Below are 16,227 nucleotides of genomic sequence, written 5' to 3' on the forward strand. Positions count from 1 at the left end.
ATTCCTAAAAACTATATTATTTATAGTTTAAAACTATTTGTATTTTTTTATAACCTTGTTGTTGGTATGGTCTATTTCTTTTTTGAGTTTCCCAGTTTCGTAATACTTCCAAATGCCTGATTTTTTATCGTTGGTATAATCGCCTTCGGAAGTTTTATTGCCATCAGAATCATAGTTTATAGTTTTGCCATTCAATTCTCCATTTTTATAAATGGATTGTCTCAGTAGTGATTTACCTTCTGAAAACCATTTAGATTCACCATCTAGTTTTCCATCCTTATAATTTGTCTCTTCAGCTACTAAACCATTTTTATAAAATACGGTTCTAGAGCCTTCAAGCTCTCCTTCATCATTATAATGTTCAACAATCATTTTTGCTGAAGAGTCCTTATGATAAAATACCCATTGACCAATATAGCGTTTACCATTCATCTTACCTTCACTTATGACTTTTCCTTTAGAGGTGAAGAATTTCACATCAGACAAACTATCCTTAATATTAAAGACCTTTGTAGCACTAAGCACGCTTTTGCCTTTAGAAAGCGTATAGTATTTAAACGTGTCTACTTCTTTTCCATGAACAAATTGACCTTCGTAACGTTTTTGATCGGTCTTATGGTAGTTTTTTGTCCATATACCGTGACGTTTCCCGCTTTTATCAAATTGATTTACTGACTTTTGAGCATGAGCGATTGTTAAAATTATTGTAAAAATAAAACTGAAATAAACTTTTTGTTTAATCATTTTGTAAATTCGTTAAACAAACTAACCAAGTTTGTGTAATGTTGAACAATTTAAAAACTCAAAAAAATGAAAATTATTTCAAAAACTCTCAAATTACTGACAGTATTTCTATTGGTTTTAGGTGTAACTGGATGTAGTGACGATGATGACAACAATGGACCTGGCGTACAAGCAACAACTGTAGTTGATGTAGCTTTAGCAAATGGTTTAACTTCCCTAGCTGCTGCACTTGAAGCCACAGATTTAGTAACCACATTACAAGGCTCTGGACCTTTCACAGTGTTTGCTCCAGATAATGATGCATTTGATGCTTTATTAACTGCAACAGGATTAGACTTAAATAATCTTTCTGCCTCTGAAGAAGCTCTAGTAAGAAACATTCTACTAAACCATGTAATTATGGGTCAAAACTTATCTTCAACAGATTTAGCAAATGCAGGATCGGGTTATACAAACGTGGCTGCAACAGGACCTAATGGTGAAAATTTAAGCTTATATTTTAACACTACTAATGGTGTTGTAATTAATGGACAATCAACAGTTACCAATGCAGATTTAACGGCTACTAATGGTACCATTCATATTGTAAATACAGTTATAGATTTACCAACCATTGCAACATTTGCGACTTCAAACCCAGGATTATCTACATTAGTAGCTGCTTTACAATACGCAGATACTGGCGCACCTACAGTACCATACATCAATACTGTATCTGATTCTGAAGCAGGACCATTTACAGTATTCGCTCCAACTAATGACGCTTTTACAGATCCTACTAATGGTGTATTAGCTGAATTAGGGTTATCAGGTTTTGGTGAAGGTACAGGTGAATTAAATGCAGCAACCACAGATACCGTTTTGCTTTATCATATTGTAGGAGCTAATGTGCAATCTGACCAACTGGCTACTGGAACCGTTACGACATTAGGAGGAGACATTACTGCAAATACAAGCAACTTTACTTTAACCGATGCTAATGGTCGAGTGAGTAACATAGTGACATCTTTAGTAGATATACAAGCAATAAATGGTGTTGTGCATGTAATTGATAAAGTGATTTTATTCCCATTACCATAATTTAGAAAAGTCGAGGGTGATTACCTCATTTTTATATTGATTGATTTAGTTAGTAGAAAAAACCCAGACGATTGTCTGGGTTTTTAATTTATAAAGCTATGTGAGTTTCTGAATTAAATTCAGAATGATAATACGTTTACTTTTTACGTCTTTGCTGTGCTTGTTTTTGCTGTTCAGCTTGCTCCATCATTTCAGCCATTTTTCTCTGAAACTTATTTTGTTTTTTAGGCTTACTCTTACTTACTTCTATTTTAGCCAACACTTTATCCTCATCGATAATGTAGTTTTTAATCACTAACATAATACCAATACTAATTAAGTTAGAAATAAAGTAATACAAACTTAAACCAGAGGCATAGTTGTTAAAGAAGATTAACATTAACAAAGGCGAGAAGTAAATCATATACTTCATCATTTTACTCATATCTGGCATACCTTCTTGTGGTGCTGGTTGCATAGCGGTTTGTTGACCTGTTGTCATCTTCATATAGAAGAAAATAGCAATAGCTGCCAAAATTGGAAATAATGCAACATGATCACCATAAAATGGAATATTGAATGGTAAATCTGCAATAGAGTCATAAGAACTTAAATCGTCTGCCCAAAGGAAACTTTTCTGTCTTAAATCGAATGCTGTTGGGAAAAACATAAACAAGGCATAAAACACAGGAATCTGCATTAAACCTGGTAAACAACCACTAAGTGGACTTGCACCAGCTTTGTTCTGCAATGCCATAGTTTCTTGTTGTGCCTTTAACTTATTGTCTTTGTATTTTTCTCTAATGGCTTCTAACTCTGGTTTTAAAATTTTCATTTTAGCCTGAGATAAAAACTGCTTGTACTGCACAAAAGACAACATTAATTTTACCAAAACCGTCATAACAATAATAGCAATACCATAAGGCAACATACTACTTAACCAACCAAACAACGGAATAAACAAAGCTTTGTTTATCCATCCAAAAATTCCCCAACCAAAAGGGATACTTTCTTGTAAATTCTTGTCGTAAGCTTTTAAAACCTTAGCATCTGTAGGTCCGTAGTATAAACCTAAATTTTTGTTTACCTCGCCACCATTATAAGCTAACGGTATTTTTGAAGTGTATAATTTTGTATATAAAGAATCTACTTCTTCGTCTTCAACTAAATTCTGAGAAGTCAATTCTGCTTTTGAAAACGGATTATCTTTAGCTACTAATATAGAACTAAAGAAGTGTTGTCTATAGGATAACCACTCTACATCTTCAACCGTTTCTTCATCATTACCCATTTGTGATAACTTTTCTACACGATCGTCGTCGTGCATATAGGTTAATCTGGTATAACGGTTTTCGTAACTAATACTTTTTGCGTGTCTAATTCCTTTTTGTTTCCAATCTAAAGTAATTGGTTGAGAAGTATTAAACTCGCCACTTAAACCTTGAGACTTGATTGAAAAATCAATCATATAATCATCTGGTTTCAACTCGTATCTATACTCTAAAAATTCTGTTTCAGAAAATTTAAGTTTCATTGATACAATAGTATTCTCACCACTCTTACTTACACTAGGCTGAAAAGGATAATCTAGAGTATTGCGTGTACGATTATCAGAAGTACCGAATGTAATATTGAAAGCACTGTTTTGGTCTTTTACCATGTAGATAGGTAAAGAGTCAAAGGTTACAAACTTTTTAAGCTTTACTTCCGTCAAATGACCTCCCATTCTACTGAATTTTAATTGAAACACATCTGTCTCAACAGTAGTAAAGTCTTCACCTGGTAAAGTTAAAGCATAAGCTAAAGATCCTTCTTTGCTTTTAAGTGCTGCTAATTGCGTAGAGTCTAAGTCTTTTGTATTGCTGTAATCATCTGAAGTTGTAACAACTGCTTCATTTTGTTTACTATTCTTTTTCTCTGCTTCTACTTGCTCTTGCTCAGCTTGTTTTTGAGCTTCAATCTCTTCTTCTGTTGGTGCATTTTGATACATCATAAACACCAAAATCCCGAATATAAGGATGAATCCTATGATTGAATTAATATCGAGTTTCTTTTCTTCCATAATTTAGTTCGTACACTACGATTGATTGATTAATGCTTTGGCTATCCCAAAAAGCAATCCAAAATTCGTTTTACGCCAAAGTGGCACATTATTTTTTATTCTTGTATTTTAATGCAGCTTTTACAAATGCCACAAATAAAGGATGTGGATTAGCAACTGTACTTTTATATTCTGGGTGATATTGTACACCAACAAACCAGTTGTGTTCTGGTATTTCAACAATTTCTACAAGTCCAGTTTCTGGGTTTAATCCTGTAGCTTTCATACCTGCAGCTTCAATCTGCTTTTTATAAGCGTCATTAAATTCAAAACGATGTCTGTGGCGTTCTTTTATACTTGTTTTACCATAAACTTTATGAGCTATACTTCCTTCGGCTATATCGCAATCCCAAGCACCTAAACGCATTGTACCACCTTTATCAACCACATCTTTTTGAGATTCCATAAGATTGATGACAGGATGCGGTGTATTCTCATCCATTTCTAATGAATTAGCACCTTCTAAGTTGAGTATATTTCTGGCATATTCTATGACTGCCATTTGCATTCCTAAACAAATACCTAAAAATGGGATATTGTGTTCTCTTACAAACCTTACCGCATCGATTTTACCTTCTATACCACGCTCACCAAAACCTGGCGCTACCAAAACACCATCTAAATGACCAAGCTTGAAATCTATATTATCTTCATTCAAAAATTCTGAATGAATTGGCTCTACGTTAACTTTCACTTCGTTTTCAGCACCTGCATGAATAAAAGCCTCGAGTATAGATTTGTATGAATCTTGAAGTTCTACGTATTTACCAATCAATCCAATAGTGACTTCACTTTTTGGATTTTTATGACGCTTTAAAAACTCATTCCATTGGTCTAAATTAGGAGTATCGCTTTTAAGATCTAACTTTTGCAAAACAACCTTATCCAAACCTTCGTCAAGCATTAAATTTGGCACATCATAAATTGTTGACGCGTCAATAGACTGAATTACTGCTTCTTTCTTAACATTGCAAAAACGCGCTAACTTTTCCTTGAGACCTTCGTTAAGCTCGTGCTCTGTTCTACAAACTAAAATATCTGCATGCACTCCACTTTCCATTAAAGTCTTAACACTGTGCTGTGTTGGCTTTGTCTTAAGCTCTCCTGCTGCTGATAAATAAGGTACTAAAGTAAGGTGAATTACTAAAGCATTATGCTCACCTAAGTCCCACTGTAACTGACGTACAGCTTCAACATAAGGTAAAGACTCAATGTCACCTACTGTTCCTCCAATTTCTGTAATTACAATATCATAGTCTCCAGAATTACCAAGAATTTGTATTCTATGCTTAATCTCATCTGTGATATGTGGAATAACCTGAACCGTTTTTCCTAAGAACTCGCCTCGACGCTCTTTGTCTATAACACTTTGGTAAATTCTACCTGTAGTTACGTTATTAGCTTGAGATGTTGGAACATTAAGAAAGCGCTCATAATGTCCTAAATCTAAATCGGTTTCTGCACCATCATCAGTTACATAGCATTCGCCATGCTCATAAGGGTTTAAAGTTCCTGGATCTATATTGATATATGGATCTAATTTTTGGATGGTAGTTCTGTAACCTTGGGCTTGTAATAATTTAGCGAGAGATGCAGCGATAATGCCTTTTCCTAGTGAGGAAGACACTCCGCCTGTTACAAAAATATACTTAGGATTTGTGGTCATGTTACGTTGTTAAACGCAGGCAAATTTACGAAATTTAATGACTTTTCCACCTATTGTTTATGCTTTGTTGAAATGTTATTTAAAAGACACATATTAAGGTTTAAATTCCCTCCTTATATTATGAATTATTTCTTCTAAACCATTGATTTTGATATCGTGCATTTGAATCATCATTCTTCCTAGTTTTCCTTCGGGAAATCCTTTTTGCTTAAACCATGTGTAATAATATTCTGGAATATCTACCAAATAATCACCTTTGTATTTACCAAAAGGCATTTTATAGTGCGCAAGTTCTATTAGCATGTTCTTATCTAATTCCATAACTGTCTAAAAAAATAAATTCCTGCGTGCGCAGGAAGGATGTAAAAACTTCTTTTATTTCCTTTCAACTTATTGCGACTTGTATTTTTCTAATTTTTTAAGCTCTTCTTCAATGTAATTTTCCCAGTAGTTTTGAGCTTCAACATTTATAGAATGGTTGGTCTGCTCATCATAAGTCTTCTGAGTTTTATCTAAAGCTTCGTTTATGGCTACGTGAATTTGATTCATCTGAATTTTTATATTCTGATTGACGACCAAACGCTCTAGCTGTTGCCTAAACTTTCTAACATAAAGCTCAGTAATATCAAAATGTAATTGCTCATGAGCAAGAATATGATTGTCTGCTTTTTCAGATAAATACCAAGACTTATTTGGATAAAAATGTGCTTCTACCGTTGTTGAGTAATCAATAATGCGTTTTCCAGATGTTTTTACAGAATACCCAAAAGTAATTCCTGAGGCTGTTAAAGCTACAGCATCTGAATCGGGATTTGGATTGCCTTTAAAATCTTCCCACACGAGTTTTCGAGTGTCATTCCATGGTATTGTTTCGTCATTGAAAGTCATTCCAACAAACAAAAACAAAACTGAAATTATGAGATGATTTATTTGCATTTATTGCCAATTAAACGTGATATCTCTCTCGATATCTGGATGTAAACTTTGGTTTACAGGACAAGTATTTGCTATATGCTCTAAAACTTTTTTAGTCTTATTATCAGCTTCAAACGGAAAATTAAGTACGACTTCAATTTTTGAAATTCGTCTCGGATTACTAGCCATAGTCTTTGTAACCTCAGCGGTTGTACCAGACATATCAACATTCATTTCTCTGGCTTTAATTCCCATAACCGTTAGCATACAACTCGCTAATCCTGTAGCAACAGTATCTGTAGGAGAAAACGCTTCTCCTTTGCCATTATTGTCTGTTGGTGCATCTGTAATATAACTGTTACCAGATTTTACATGCACACTTTCTGCTCTGAGATTGCCTAAGTAAGTTACTTTAGAAGTCATGGTTTAATTGGCTTCAACGATTCTTAAATTATCGTACTTCACTATATATACAGCTTCGTTAACATAGCCACCATATAGTGATTTGTTGTATCTAAACTTGTTTTCTACGTATTCGGTTTCAACAACCTCATTAGAAGCTTCGTATAGATTATCTTCGGTCGCTAATCTTAAGAGAATATCTAATGTAATATCAAAACCACGAGCAACATATTTGCTTGGTGACACACCAAATTCCTTTTTATAGGCTTTTACAAAACCATTTGATTTATGCTCATCAAAATTTCTATGTGCCGAAGGGTAATGGAATTGAAGATTAGATAAGTTGTTGTTATCCACATCCTTGCCTTCAAAGGCTTTATTTTTATCTAGTGTTACCAATACAATTTCTGTTTTATCCACTGTATGGGCATTTAGCATGCTTATAACGCTAGAAGCAAACGCTCCATTATTAGTTTCTAAAAATACAATGGTTTTTCCTGGTCTAAAAACATTTTCTAATTGCACAGGATATATAAAGTGTGCGTCTTTACCTGTTTTCTTATCTTTTTGAGAGTAAATCTGGGTTGCTGTAGGAAATTCCTTTTTCAGCATTTCACTAGTGGCTTTGTGAGATTGATCTGCAATAACAACAACTTTAGTTTTTAAACTATCTGCCTTTACAAAATCGATCATTGCTTTTTGCAATAATTTATCTTCTGGAATGGTTTTAAAAACATTAGCATAAATCTCCTTAGGATTATTTAAAGCTGCAATTACAGGAACTCTGTCGCTCCTTAAACCATCTGCAACTCTATCGAAACTTTTTTCTTCCATAGGACCAATTACGGCATCGTAATCTGAGAAATCGTTATCCGAAAGTATTTTGCTTATGGTTGACGGTTGATATTCTGTATCAAATACTTTTAAATTTGTAGAAATACCTAATTGCTTTGCAGAATCTAATGCCATTCTTACTCCAACATGAAAGTCTAAAACAATAGGCAGAAGCTTATCTTTCTTAATCATATCTTTAGCTTCTTCTACAGAATCCACATCTATTCTATGCAAACGATAAGGCAACATTAAAGCTAATTTTTTAACCTTAAAATTTTTGATTTTTGATTCTAGATTAGTTGTTTCCACATCTAAAAGACCTGAAGTGGCATCAGCTGAAGCTGGTATTTTTAGCACCATACCAGCTTTTAATCCACTTTCTTTTAGCTCTGGGTTTATAGCTTCTAACTCTTCTTGAGTAAGGCCTGTTTTTATTTTTAATCTGTAAAACCCTTCTTTTGGCAAAACTTCATAATAATCATATTCAGATTCTATGACCTTTTCATCTTGGTCTTCAATATTTGGCACATTGAGCTCGTCTCCTGGTTGAAGAATTGGTTTCATGTTTGGGTTCAAAGCTTCGAGTTCTGCAACAGTAATTCCGAACTTATAAGCAACACGCCATTTTCCTTCCTTAGGCTGAACTTTATACTTTTTAACTGTATTCTTAAGGCTTACTTTAGACACAAAGGTTTTGTATCTGGGAATCTTGATTTTATCTCCTTTCTTAAGATTTTCGGAATACAGAAAACGATTGGCTTTTTTTATTTCTTCTTCGGAAACTCCATATTTTTTTGATAAGCCATAAAGTGTTTCTTTACGCTTTACTTTATGGGTTTTATAGCCTATGAGTTCTTTTGATTCCTCATCAATAGGTTTATTTTTAATTTTTGAATTAGGGATAATTAAAACCGTATTGGGCTGAAATTTAGTTTTCGCATCAGGATTCAACGCATAAATATCAAAAGGTGTTACCAGATATTTTTTTGCTATACTTTCAATAGTTTCACCTTCTTCTATCTTATGCTCAATATAGTTTTGAGCACTAAGATTTAAACCTAAGGCAATTAATATGACGGTTAATAATTTCTTCATGTATTCTTGTTTAGCTTATCCTAATTTTAGAAACAAAATCAACTATAACGTCACTATTTTATTCCCATTCTATTGTTGCAGGCGGCTTAGAACTGATATCATATACAACTCTGTTAACGCCTTTTACTTTATTTATAATTTCATTTGAGGTCTTTTGTAAAAACTCATACGGTAAATTTACCCAATCTGCCGTCATTCCATCTGTACTCTCTACAGCTCTTAATGCCACACACTTTTCATAAGTACGCTCATCTCCCATTACACCAACACTATTAACTGGTAATAACATTGCTCCAGCCTGCCAAACCTTATCGTATAAATTCCAAGAACGCAGGTTATTAATAAAGATAGCATCTACCTCTTGTAATATACGAACTTTCTCACGAGTTAGATCTCCAAGAATACGAATTGCTAATCCTGGACCTGGAAATGGGTGACGACCTAATAAATGCGAATCCATATTCATAGAAGCACCTACACGCCTTACCTCATCTTTAAACAAGGCTTTTAAAGGCTCAACAACCTTTAACTTCATAAAGTCTGGTAAACCACCAACATTATGATGACTCTTAATTGTTGCACTTGGCCCTCCTGTTGCAGAAACACTTTCTATAACATCTGGATAAATGGTGCCTTGTGCCAGCCATTTTACATCTTGTATAAGATGTGCTTCATCATCAAAAACCTCAATGAACACACGACCAATGGTTTTTCGTTTTTCCTCTGGGTCGCTCTTTCCTGCTAAGGCATCCAAAAAGCGTGCCGAAGCATCTACACCTTTAACGTTTAATCCCATACCTTCGTATTGATGTAATACATCTTCGAACTCATTTTTTCGAAGTAAACCATTGTTAACGAAGATACAGTAAAGGTTTTCGCCTATAGCTTTATGTAATAACATTGCAGCGACTGAGGAATCTACTCCACCTGACAAACCTAATACGACTTTATCATTACCAAGCTTTTCTTTAAGTTCTTCTACAGTTTCTTCTACAAATGCATTTGGTGTCCAATCTTGATTAACCTTTGCAATCTTCACCAAGAAATTTTGAAGTAACTGATGACCATCTGTTGAGTGATACACTTCTGGATGGAATTGAATAGCATAGGTATCTTCACCTTCAATTCTGTAAGCTGCATTTTCTACATCTCCTGTACTAGCAAGCAAAACACCACTTTCTGGTAATTTCTTAATTGTATCACTATGGCTCATCCAAACTTGACTACCTTCATGAATATTTTCAAAAAAGTCTTCATCACTTTTTATAAAAGCCAGATTTGCTCTACCATATTCTCTAGTGTTAGATTCTGCCACTTCACCACCAGAAAAATGTGCCAAATACTGCGCACCATAGCACACTGCAAGCATTGGCTTTTTACCTCTAATATTTGAAAGGTCAGGGTGAAGTACATCTTTTCCCCTAACTGAATTTGGGCTTCCTGATAAAATTACAGCTTTAAAGCTATCTGAATCTGAAGGAATTTTATTGAATGGATGAATTTCGCAATAGATATTCAACTCTCTAACTCGGCGTGCAATAAGCTGTGTGTATTGCGACCCGAAATCTAAAATAAGGACTTTGTTGTGTTGCATGTGCAAAAGTAATTATTTACCAATTTTAACAATCAAGAAAATTGTAATTTTTTATACCTGTTTTTAAACCAAACTTAAATGCTTAAGCCATAGTGTCTAGTATCATTTTAATATCTTCTTCGGTTGTATCTGGATTAATAAAACAAAATCTTGAAACCGTTTCATAGCTATCTCCACTTTTCCATTTAGTTGGCGTTACTAGTGCAAAACCTTTGTTGTGGTTGTCATAAGTCCAATTAGTGTAGTCTTCAGGACTCCAACCTATTCTTCTAAAGAGCACACAAGATAAGCTAGGTTCCCTAACTAATTCTACACAAGGATTCTCTTCAATCATTTTACCAGCTATTTGAGCCAACTCTACACCTCGTTCTACTGCTTCCTTATAACGGTTTGTACCATGTGTGGCTAATGAAAACCATAAAGGCAAACCTCTCACTCTTCGTGTTAACTGAATTTGATAATCGGTTGGATTAAATCCATGAGCTCCTTCATCCTTAAAAATCTCCAAATAGGAACCTTGTTGCGAGTGCGCCTTTTTGGCAAACTCTGGACGTCTATAAATAACAGCACCGCAATCGTATGGTGAAAACATCCATTTATGAGGATCTATGGTAATGCTATCGGCTCGTTCGATACCTTTTAGAAGGTGCTTAACAGAATCTGCTACTAAAGCTCCACCTCCATAAGCGGCATCTACATGAAACCAAATACGCTCCTCATCACAAACACTAGCAATGCCTGCTAGATCATCGATAATCCCAGCATTGGTAGTTCCTCCTGTAGCCACAACAGCAAACAATCTTTTACGTTGATGAAAGGTAAGGTTGTCTATTGTTTCTCTAAGGTTTTCTCCAGTTAATCGTTCTTCAGACTCCACCAAAAGGATATCTACATCTGCCACTTTAGCCATAGCTTTTATAGAAGAATGTGCTCCTTCTGAGGTGATAATCAGTCCTTTTTCACGTTTATAAGTATCATCCTCTCTCCAATGTTCTCTGGCTGTAACTATTGCTGATAAATTAGCGGCTGTTCCTCCACTTGTAAAGACACCAAAAGCACCTTTAGGCAATCCTGTTAAAGAGACAATCCATGACATAGCTTCGTTTTCGCAAAAAATACCACCAGCACCTTCCATCCAATAAGCACCATGGATACTAGATACCGATGTCACCAGGTCGAACATTATTGCGGCACGTGTTGGTGCTGCAGGAACAAAAGCTAAATTCCGAGGGTGATCTACTGGTACATTTGCTTTAGCCAAATGCTCTTTCCATAATTGAAAAGCCTTTTCTCCTCCAATTCCTTTTTCTGTTATCGTTTCTCCAACGAGGCTTTTTAGGACTTCTGCTTTTTGCGGTTTTCCTATTTTTTGTTTGGTATGCGAAATACGGTCAATGGTATATTTCATCACATCCATTGTCATTTCAATAAGATCAAAATCTATCTTATGCATGAATATTAAGTCTTAAAAATTAACATATCTCTTTACGCATGCAAAATTACGATTATGCGTTCAATTAGTAAGTATAAAAGCTAGACTTATACAGCCTAAGTTTTATCAAACACATATGATATCTCTCTTTTAGTTAAGTTATGAATGAGTCTACAGAGTAATTATGGTAAACTCATTTTGAAGTGGTTGCAAAGCTTTGATTAATTCAGGAATTAATTCATCACCAAACTCTAAGTATAATTCTGAAAAATTAGTATTACGCTCTTGTAGGCTTTGCCCAGGAAATAGTTGCTCTTGCAATTCAGTGCAACGCTCAATTTGATCCTTTAATTTTCGTTTTTGAGCTTTAAGCAAACGTTTTTCAAGATGTTTTAGACCCTTTATTTGCTTTACCTCTTGGGCTTTTACAGCTCCTAAAAACGATTTGTCAGTTTGTTCTGCTAATTTGAATAAATCCTCAAACTGCTGTTCTAAATATATTATCTGATCTGAAAAATCAATATCGATGTTTGAAATTTTTCTAACCTTTTTATTGATGAATGAACTTCTATTTAAAAATAAGTCAGCATCAGAAATATTGAGTTTCTCTAATTTTTCTGCTTGTTTTTTTGTTTTTACTAAAGCAGAATTTCTCAGTGATAACATAGGAAACGTAACACCTTGAGCTTCAAAATTAGATTTTAATTGCAACCAGTAAATCATTTCTCCACCTCCACCTATGTAGCATAAATTTGGAAGAATCACTTCCTGATATAAAGGACGCATAATGACATTTGGAGAAAAACGTTCAGGAAATTCATTGAGATGTGCTATCAATTCATCTTTAGTCCACTGAAATTTAGAATCTAAAACCGAAAACATGCCATCTGTCTCAACAATACGCTCTCGCAAACCTTCATGAATATAAAATAAATTAATCTCCCTAGGATTTACTTGAATTTTCAACCCTAAGTCTTCAAGAGTCTTATTGGTTTCTGAAACCGTTTTAAAAGCTGGTAGGTCAACTAATTCCTTTTGCATCTGTGGAATAAACAAACGCTTTAATTCTCTATTGTCTGCATCAATAATTACCAATCCATATTCACCAAACAATGCATTTGCCAGGTATCGTGTTGCATCTGCTAAATTATCGTTATTGAGATAGGCATTTTTAAACCATTCTTTTAATTGCTCTGCGAATTTACCTGAACCAAACTCAGCAGAAATCACTTCATATACATCCTCTAGTCCACTAGTATTAAAATGACCAACGGCACCTGTTTGATTAGAATTCCACTGAATCTTTTTGCCTTTAAAATTGAAGTAATTGATTTCATCAAAATCATGATCTTCAGAAGCCATCCAATACACAGGCACAAAATTATAATCTGGATATGTTGATTTTAATTCTTCGGTAAGATTTATCGTTGAAATAATCTTATACAGAAAATACAAAGGTCCTGTAAACAAGTTTAACTGATGACCTGTCGTAATGGTAAATGTATTTTTTGATTTTAAGCTTTCAATATTGTTTAGGGTTAATTCTGAAGCTTCAATATTAGCATATTGATTTACCAAAGTTTCAGAAAGCACCTTTCGACTAGATTCTGAAACATGTTCAGAATGATACTTTTCCTCTATCTGAGCTTTAAAATTTTCTATAGTTGGAAAACGATTGTATAAAGGTTTTAGCTCAGGCTTTTGATCTAAATAATCGCAAATAAAATCAGAGAAATATCCGGTTGCTCTAAACGGAATACAGTCAGTTGGCATACAAATAATTATTATGGCATAAAGATAAGGTACTTCTATTTTTTAACTGCTAATTTTTAGTTAATTCAATTTCACGAACTATCTTTACTAGCTTTCAAACAAAAAACATCGTATTTAATGCAAAAATTTCTTTTAGTCGTATTGGTCGCTTTTGGCTGCTTTACCTTAACAACGGCACAAAATCTTCAATCACCAAGTGCATTTTTAGGTTATGATATTGGCACACAATTTAGTCGTCATCATCAAGTTATCGATTATTTTAAGTCTGTTTCTGAGGCTGTTCCAAATAATGTAAAAGTTGAACAGTACGGAACTACAAATGAGCGTAGAGCGCTTGTATTAGCTTACATTTCTTCTGAAGAAAACATAAAAAACCTCGAAACAATCCGTGAAAACAACTTAAAAAACACAGGACTTTTAGAAGGCGAACCAACCAATACCAATATTGCCATTGTTTGGCTAAGTTACAACGTACATGGTAATGAAGCATCGAGTTCTGAAGCTGCCATGCTCACGCTTTATAAGTTACTTACTGAACGAAAAGATTTACTAGAAAATACTGTAGTTATAATAGATCCAGGCATTAATCCAGATGGTAGAGACAGATATGTTAATTGGTATAACGAAACCAAAAGCACACCTTATGACATAGACCAACAGGCTAGCGAGCACAATGAGCCTTGGCCTGGCGGACGACCAAATCATTATTTATTTGATTTGAATAGAGATTGGGCTTGGGCAACACAAATTGAAACGCAAGAGCGTTTAAAAGTTTACAATAAATGGATGCCTCATATTCATGTCGATTTTCATGAGCAAGGTCCTAATGAGCCCTATTATTTTGCACCAGCTGCTGAACCATTCCATGAGATTATTAGCGATTGGCAACGTGATTTTCAGACACAAATAGGACAAAACCACGCTAAATATTTTGATGCTGAAGGTTGGTTATTCTTTACCAGAGAGCGTTTCGATTTGTTTTATCCAAGTTATGGTGATACCTACCCAACATACATGGGAGCTATTGGTATGACTTACGAACAAGGTGGTCATGGTATGTCTGGCTTAGGTATTTTAAACGATGAAGGTCATGTACTAACGTTAGTAGAGCGTTTGACGCACCATACAGTTACAGGACTTTCAACGGTTGAAATCGCTTCAAAAAAAGCAAAACAACTGAATACTGAATTTGCTAAATTCTTTGACAATAGTGATTTAAAATATAAAAGCTATGTGGTAAAAGGCAACCAAGACAAACTGAACAGCCTTAAGAGCTTATTAAGCAAACATGACATTAAATTCGAAAACACTAATAATGGGAAAGTTTCAGGTTACGATTATGCTACTGGCAAACAAGGAACTATGTCGGTTGATGCCAATTCTCTAGTAATTCACACCAATCAACCAAAAGGCAAAATGGTTAAAGTTTTGTTTGAACCTAACGCTAAATTAAACGACTCACTAACTTACGATATTACGGCCTGGTCTGTGCCATATGCATATGGTTTAGATGCTATTGCTAGCACATCTAAAGTGAGTAGTACTAAAACTTATGAAGGTAAAATGCCAACTGTGCTTTCTGAAGCTTATGGCTATGTTAGTAAATGGAATTCGCTAAAAGATGCACAGTTTTTAGCAGATTTGTTGAAGCATGATTTTAGAGTGCGATTTACTGAAAAACCATTTGCTTCTAATGGAAAAAATTTTGATAGAGGTTCACTAATTATCACCAAAGGAGACAATAAACACCTTGAAGATTTTCTTGGTTTATTAAATCAAATAAAGCAGAAACATGAACAACATTTGACTCAAATTAATTCAGGATTTTCTCAAACTACACCAGATATTGGTTCGCCAGACATTAAGCTAGTGAATAAGCAAAAGGTTGCCGTGTTATCTGGTGAAGGCACTTCTTCTTTGAGTTATGGTGAAATCTGGCACTTCTTTGAACAACAATTACATTATCCTTTAACTTCAATAAACACAGACGATTTAAGCGGAACTAATCTTAATAAATATAATGTGCTTATCATTCCAAATGGTTATTATGGTAGCGTACTTAATGAAAATAATCTGCAAAAAATTAATGATTGGGTACAAGCTGGTGGAAAAGTTATTGCTATTGATGGTGCTCTTAGAAGTTTTGCTGGCAAAGATGGTTTTAGTTTAAAATATAAATCGTCGGACAACTATAGTAGTAATGACAATCTAACACCATATGCAGATCGTGAGCGTGAATACACCAACAACCTTATTACTGGTGCTATTTTTAAAACTAAAATAGACAACACACACCCAATGGCCTTTGGTTACAGCAAAGATTATTTTACCTTAAAACTAGGGAGTTCCTCTTATGATTTATTGGATAGCGGCTATAACGTTGGGCATCTAGCTGACACTAAAGTGTATTCTGGTTTTGCTGGTAAAGATGCACTGGCTAATTTAGGTAACACTTTAGTTTTTGGTGAAGAACGTAAAGGTAGCGGTAGCTTCATCTATTTTGTAGACAATACCTTATTTAGAAGTTTTTGGGAAAACGGAAAATTATTCTTGGTGAACTCCGTTTTCTTTGTGAATAATAATGCATACGAATTATAATTATCATCAATCAA

Annotated in this window: 12 protein-coding genes; 2 read left to right on the plus strand and 10 right to left on the minus strand. The window is 34.4% G+C overall.

Features of this window, described 5'->3' with window-relative positions:
- Positions 1-33 precede the first annotated feature (33 nt).
- The gene (locus MST30_RS00715) at positions 34-744 is read right to left on the minus strand and encodes a toxin-antitoxin system YwqK family antitoxin (protein WP_243472499.1); all 711 of its coding nucleotides are present in this window, start codon (positions 742-744) and stop codon (positions 34-36) included.
- A 66-nt stretch (positions 745-810) separates the two neighbouring features.
- Between MST30_RS00715 and MST30_RS00720 the strand changes: the two genes are divergently transcribed.
- Entirely contained in the window at positions 811-1,824 is a 1,014-nt protein-coding gene (locus MST30_RS00720; RefSeq protein WP_243472500.1) for a fasciclin domain-containing protein, read from the plus strand.
- Between the two features lie 136 nt (positions 1,825-1,960).
- On the opposite strand, the gene yidC is transcribed toward MST30_RS00720, so the two are convergent.
- From yidC to bshC, 9 genes are all read right to left on the minus strand, one after another.
- Positions 1,961-3,865, minus strand: coding sequence for a membrane protein insertase YidC (gene yidC / locus MST30_RS00725; protein WP_243472501.1), 1,905 nt, complete (start codon positions 3,863-3,865; stop codon positions 1,961-1,963).
- A gap of 88 nt (positions 3,866-3,953) precedes the next feature.
- Entirely contained in the window at positions 3,954-5,570 is a 1,617-nt protein-coding gene (locus MST30_RS00730; protein ID WP_243472502.1) for a CTP synthase, read from the minus strand.
- Positions 5,571-5,663: 93 nt separating this feature from the next.
- Positions 5,664-5,891: a DUF3820 family protein gene (locus tag MST30_RS00735; RefSeq protein WP_243472503.1), complete on the minus strand. Its 228-nt coding sequence runs from the start codon at positions 5,889-5,891 to the stop codon at positions 5,664-5,666.
- 69 nt (positions 5,892-5,960) lie between these two features.
- A complete protein-coding gene (locus tag MST30_RS00740; protein ID WP_243472504.1) occupies positions 5,961-6,506 on the minus strand; it encodes a DUF922 domain-containing protein in 546 nt (181 codons plus the stop codon).
- On the minus strand, positions 6,507-6,908 hold the full coding sequence (locus MST30_RS00745) for an OsmC family protein (RefSeq protein ID WP_243472505.1): 402 nt from the start codon (positions 6,906-6,908) through the stop codon (positions 6,507-6,509).
- A 3-nt stretch (positions 6,909-6,911) separates the two neighbouring features.
- On the minus strand, positions 6,912-8,816 hold the full coding sequence (locus MST30_RS00750) for an amino acid ABC transporter substrate-binding protein (protein WP_243472506.1): 1,905 nt from the start codon (positions 8,814-8,816) through the stop codon (positions 6,912-6,914).
- Between the two features lie 58 nt (positions 8,817-8,874).
- Positions 8,875-10,410 (minus strand): glutamine-hydrolyzing GMP synthase, encoded by a 1,536-nt coding sequence (gene guaA, locus MST30_RS00755; RefSeq protein ID WP_243472507.1) that lies wholly within the window; start codon positions 10,408-10,410, stop codon positions 8,875-8,877.
- 82 nt (positions 10,411-10,492) lie between these two features.
- On the minus strand, positions 10,493-11,863 hold the full coding sequence (locus MST30_RS00760; RefSeq protein WP_243472508.1) for a pyridoxal phosphate-dependent decarboxylase family protein: 1,371 nt from the start codon (positions 11,861-11,863) through the stop codon (positions 10,493-10,495).
- 150 nt (positions 11,864-12,013) lie between these two features.
- The gene (gene bshC, locus MST30_RS00765) at positions 12,014-13,615 is read right to left on the minus strand and encodes a bacillithiol biosynthesis cysteine-adding enzyme BshC (RefSeq protein WP_243472509.1); all 1,602 of its coding nucleotides are present in this window, start codon (positions 13,613-13,615) and stop codon (positions 12,014-12,016) included.
- Positions 13,616-13,732: 117 nt separating this feature from the next.
- Between bshC and MST30_RS00770 the strand changes: the two genes are divergently transcribed.
- On the plus strand, positions 13,733-16,213 hold the full coding sequence (locus MST30_RS00770; protein WP_243472510.1) for a M14 family metallopeptidase: 2,481 nt from the start codon (positions 13,733-13,735) through the stop codon (positions 16,211-16,213).
- Positions 16,214-16,227: the final 14 nt, after the last annotated feature.

Origin of the sequence: Winogradskyella sp. MH6, assembly GCF_022810765.1 — a bacterium.
Taxonomy (GTDB): Bacteria; Bacteroidota; Bacteroidia; order Flavobacteriales; family Flavobacteriaceae; genus Winogradskyella.

What these genes read in the sequence shown, in the direction of transcription:
- MST30_RS00715 (WP_243472499.1), bottom strand. Translation starts at nt 744, where the DNA reads ATGATTAAACAAAAAGTTTATTTCAGTTTTATTTTTACAATAATTTTA.
- MST30_RS00720 (WP_243472500.1), top strand. Translation starts at nt 811, where the DNA reads ATGAAAATTATTTCAAAAACTCTCAAATTACTGACAGTATTTCTATTG.
- yidC (WP_243472501.1), bottom strand. Translation starts at nt 3,865, where the DNA reads ATGGAAGAAAAGAAACTCGATATTAATTCAATCATAGGATTCATCCTT.
- MST30_RS00730 (WP_243472502.1), bottom strand. Translation starts at nt 5,570, where the DNA reads ATGACCACAAATCCTAAGTATATTTTTGTAACAGGCGGAGTGTCTTCC.
- MST30_RS00735 (WP_243472503.1), bottom strand. Translation starts at nt 5,891, where the DNA reads ATGGAATTAGATAAGAACATGCTAATAGAACTTGCGCACTATAAAATG.
- MST30_RS00740 (WP_243472504.1), bottom strand. Translation starts at nt 6,506, where the DNA reads ATGCAAATAAATCATCTCATAATTTCAGTTTTGTTTTTGTTTGTTGGA.
- MST30_RS00745 (WP_243472505.1), bottom strand. Translation starts at nt 6,908, where the DNA reads ATGACTTCTAAAGTAACTTACTTAGGCAATCTCAGAGCAGAAAGTGTG.
- MST30_RS00750 (WP_243472506.1), bottom strand. Translation starts at nt 8,816, where the DNA reads ATGAAGAAATTATTAACCGTCATATTAATTGCCTTAGGTTTAAATCTT.
- guaA (WP_243472507.1), bottom strand. Translation starts at nt 10,410, where the DNA reads ATGCAACACAACAAAGTCCTTATTTTAGATTTCGGGTCGCAATACACA.
- MST30_RS00760 (WP_243472508.1), bottom strand. Translation starts at nt 11,863, where the DNA reads ATGCATAAGATAGATTTTGATCTTATTGAAATGACAATGGATGTGATG.
- bshC (WP_243472509.1), bottom strand. Translation starts at nt 13,615, where the DNA reads ATGCCAACTGACTGTATTCCGTTTAGAGCAACCGGATATTTCTCTGAT.
- MST30_RS00770 (WP_243472510.1), top strand. Translation starts at nt 13,733, where the DNA reads ATGCAAAAATTTCTTTTAGTCGTATTGGTCGCTTTTGGCTGCTTTACC.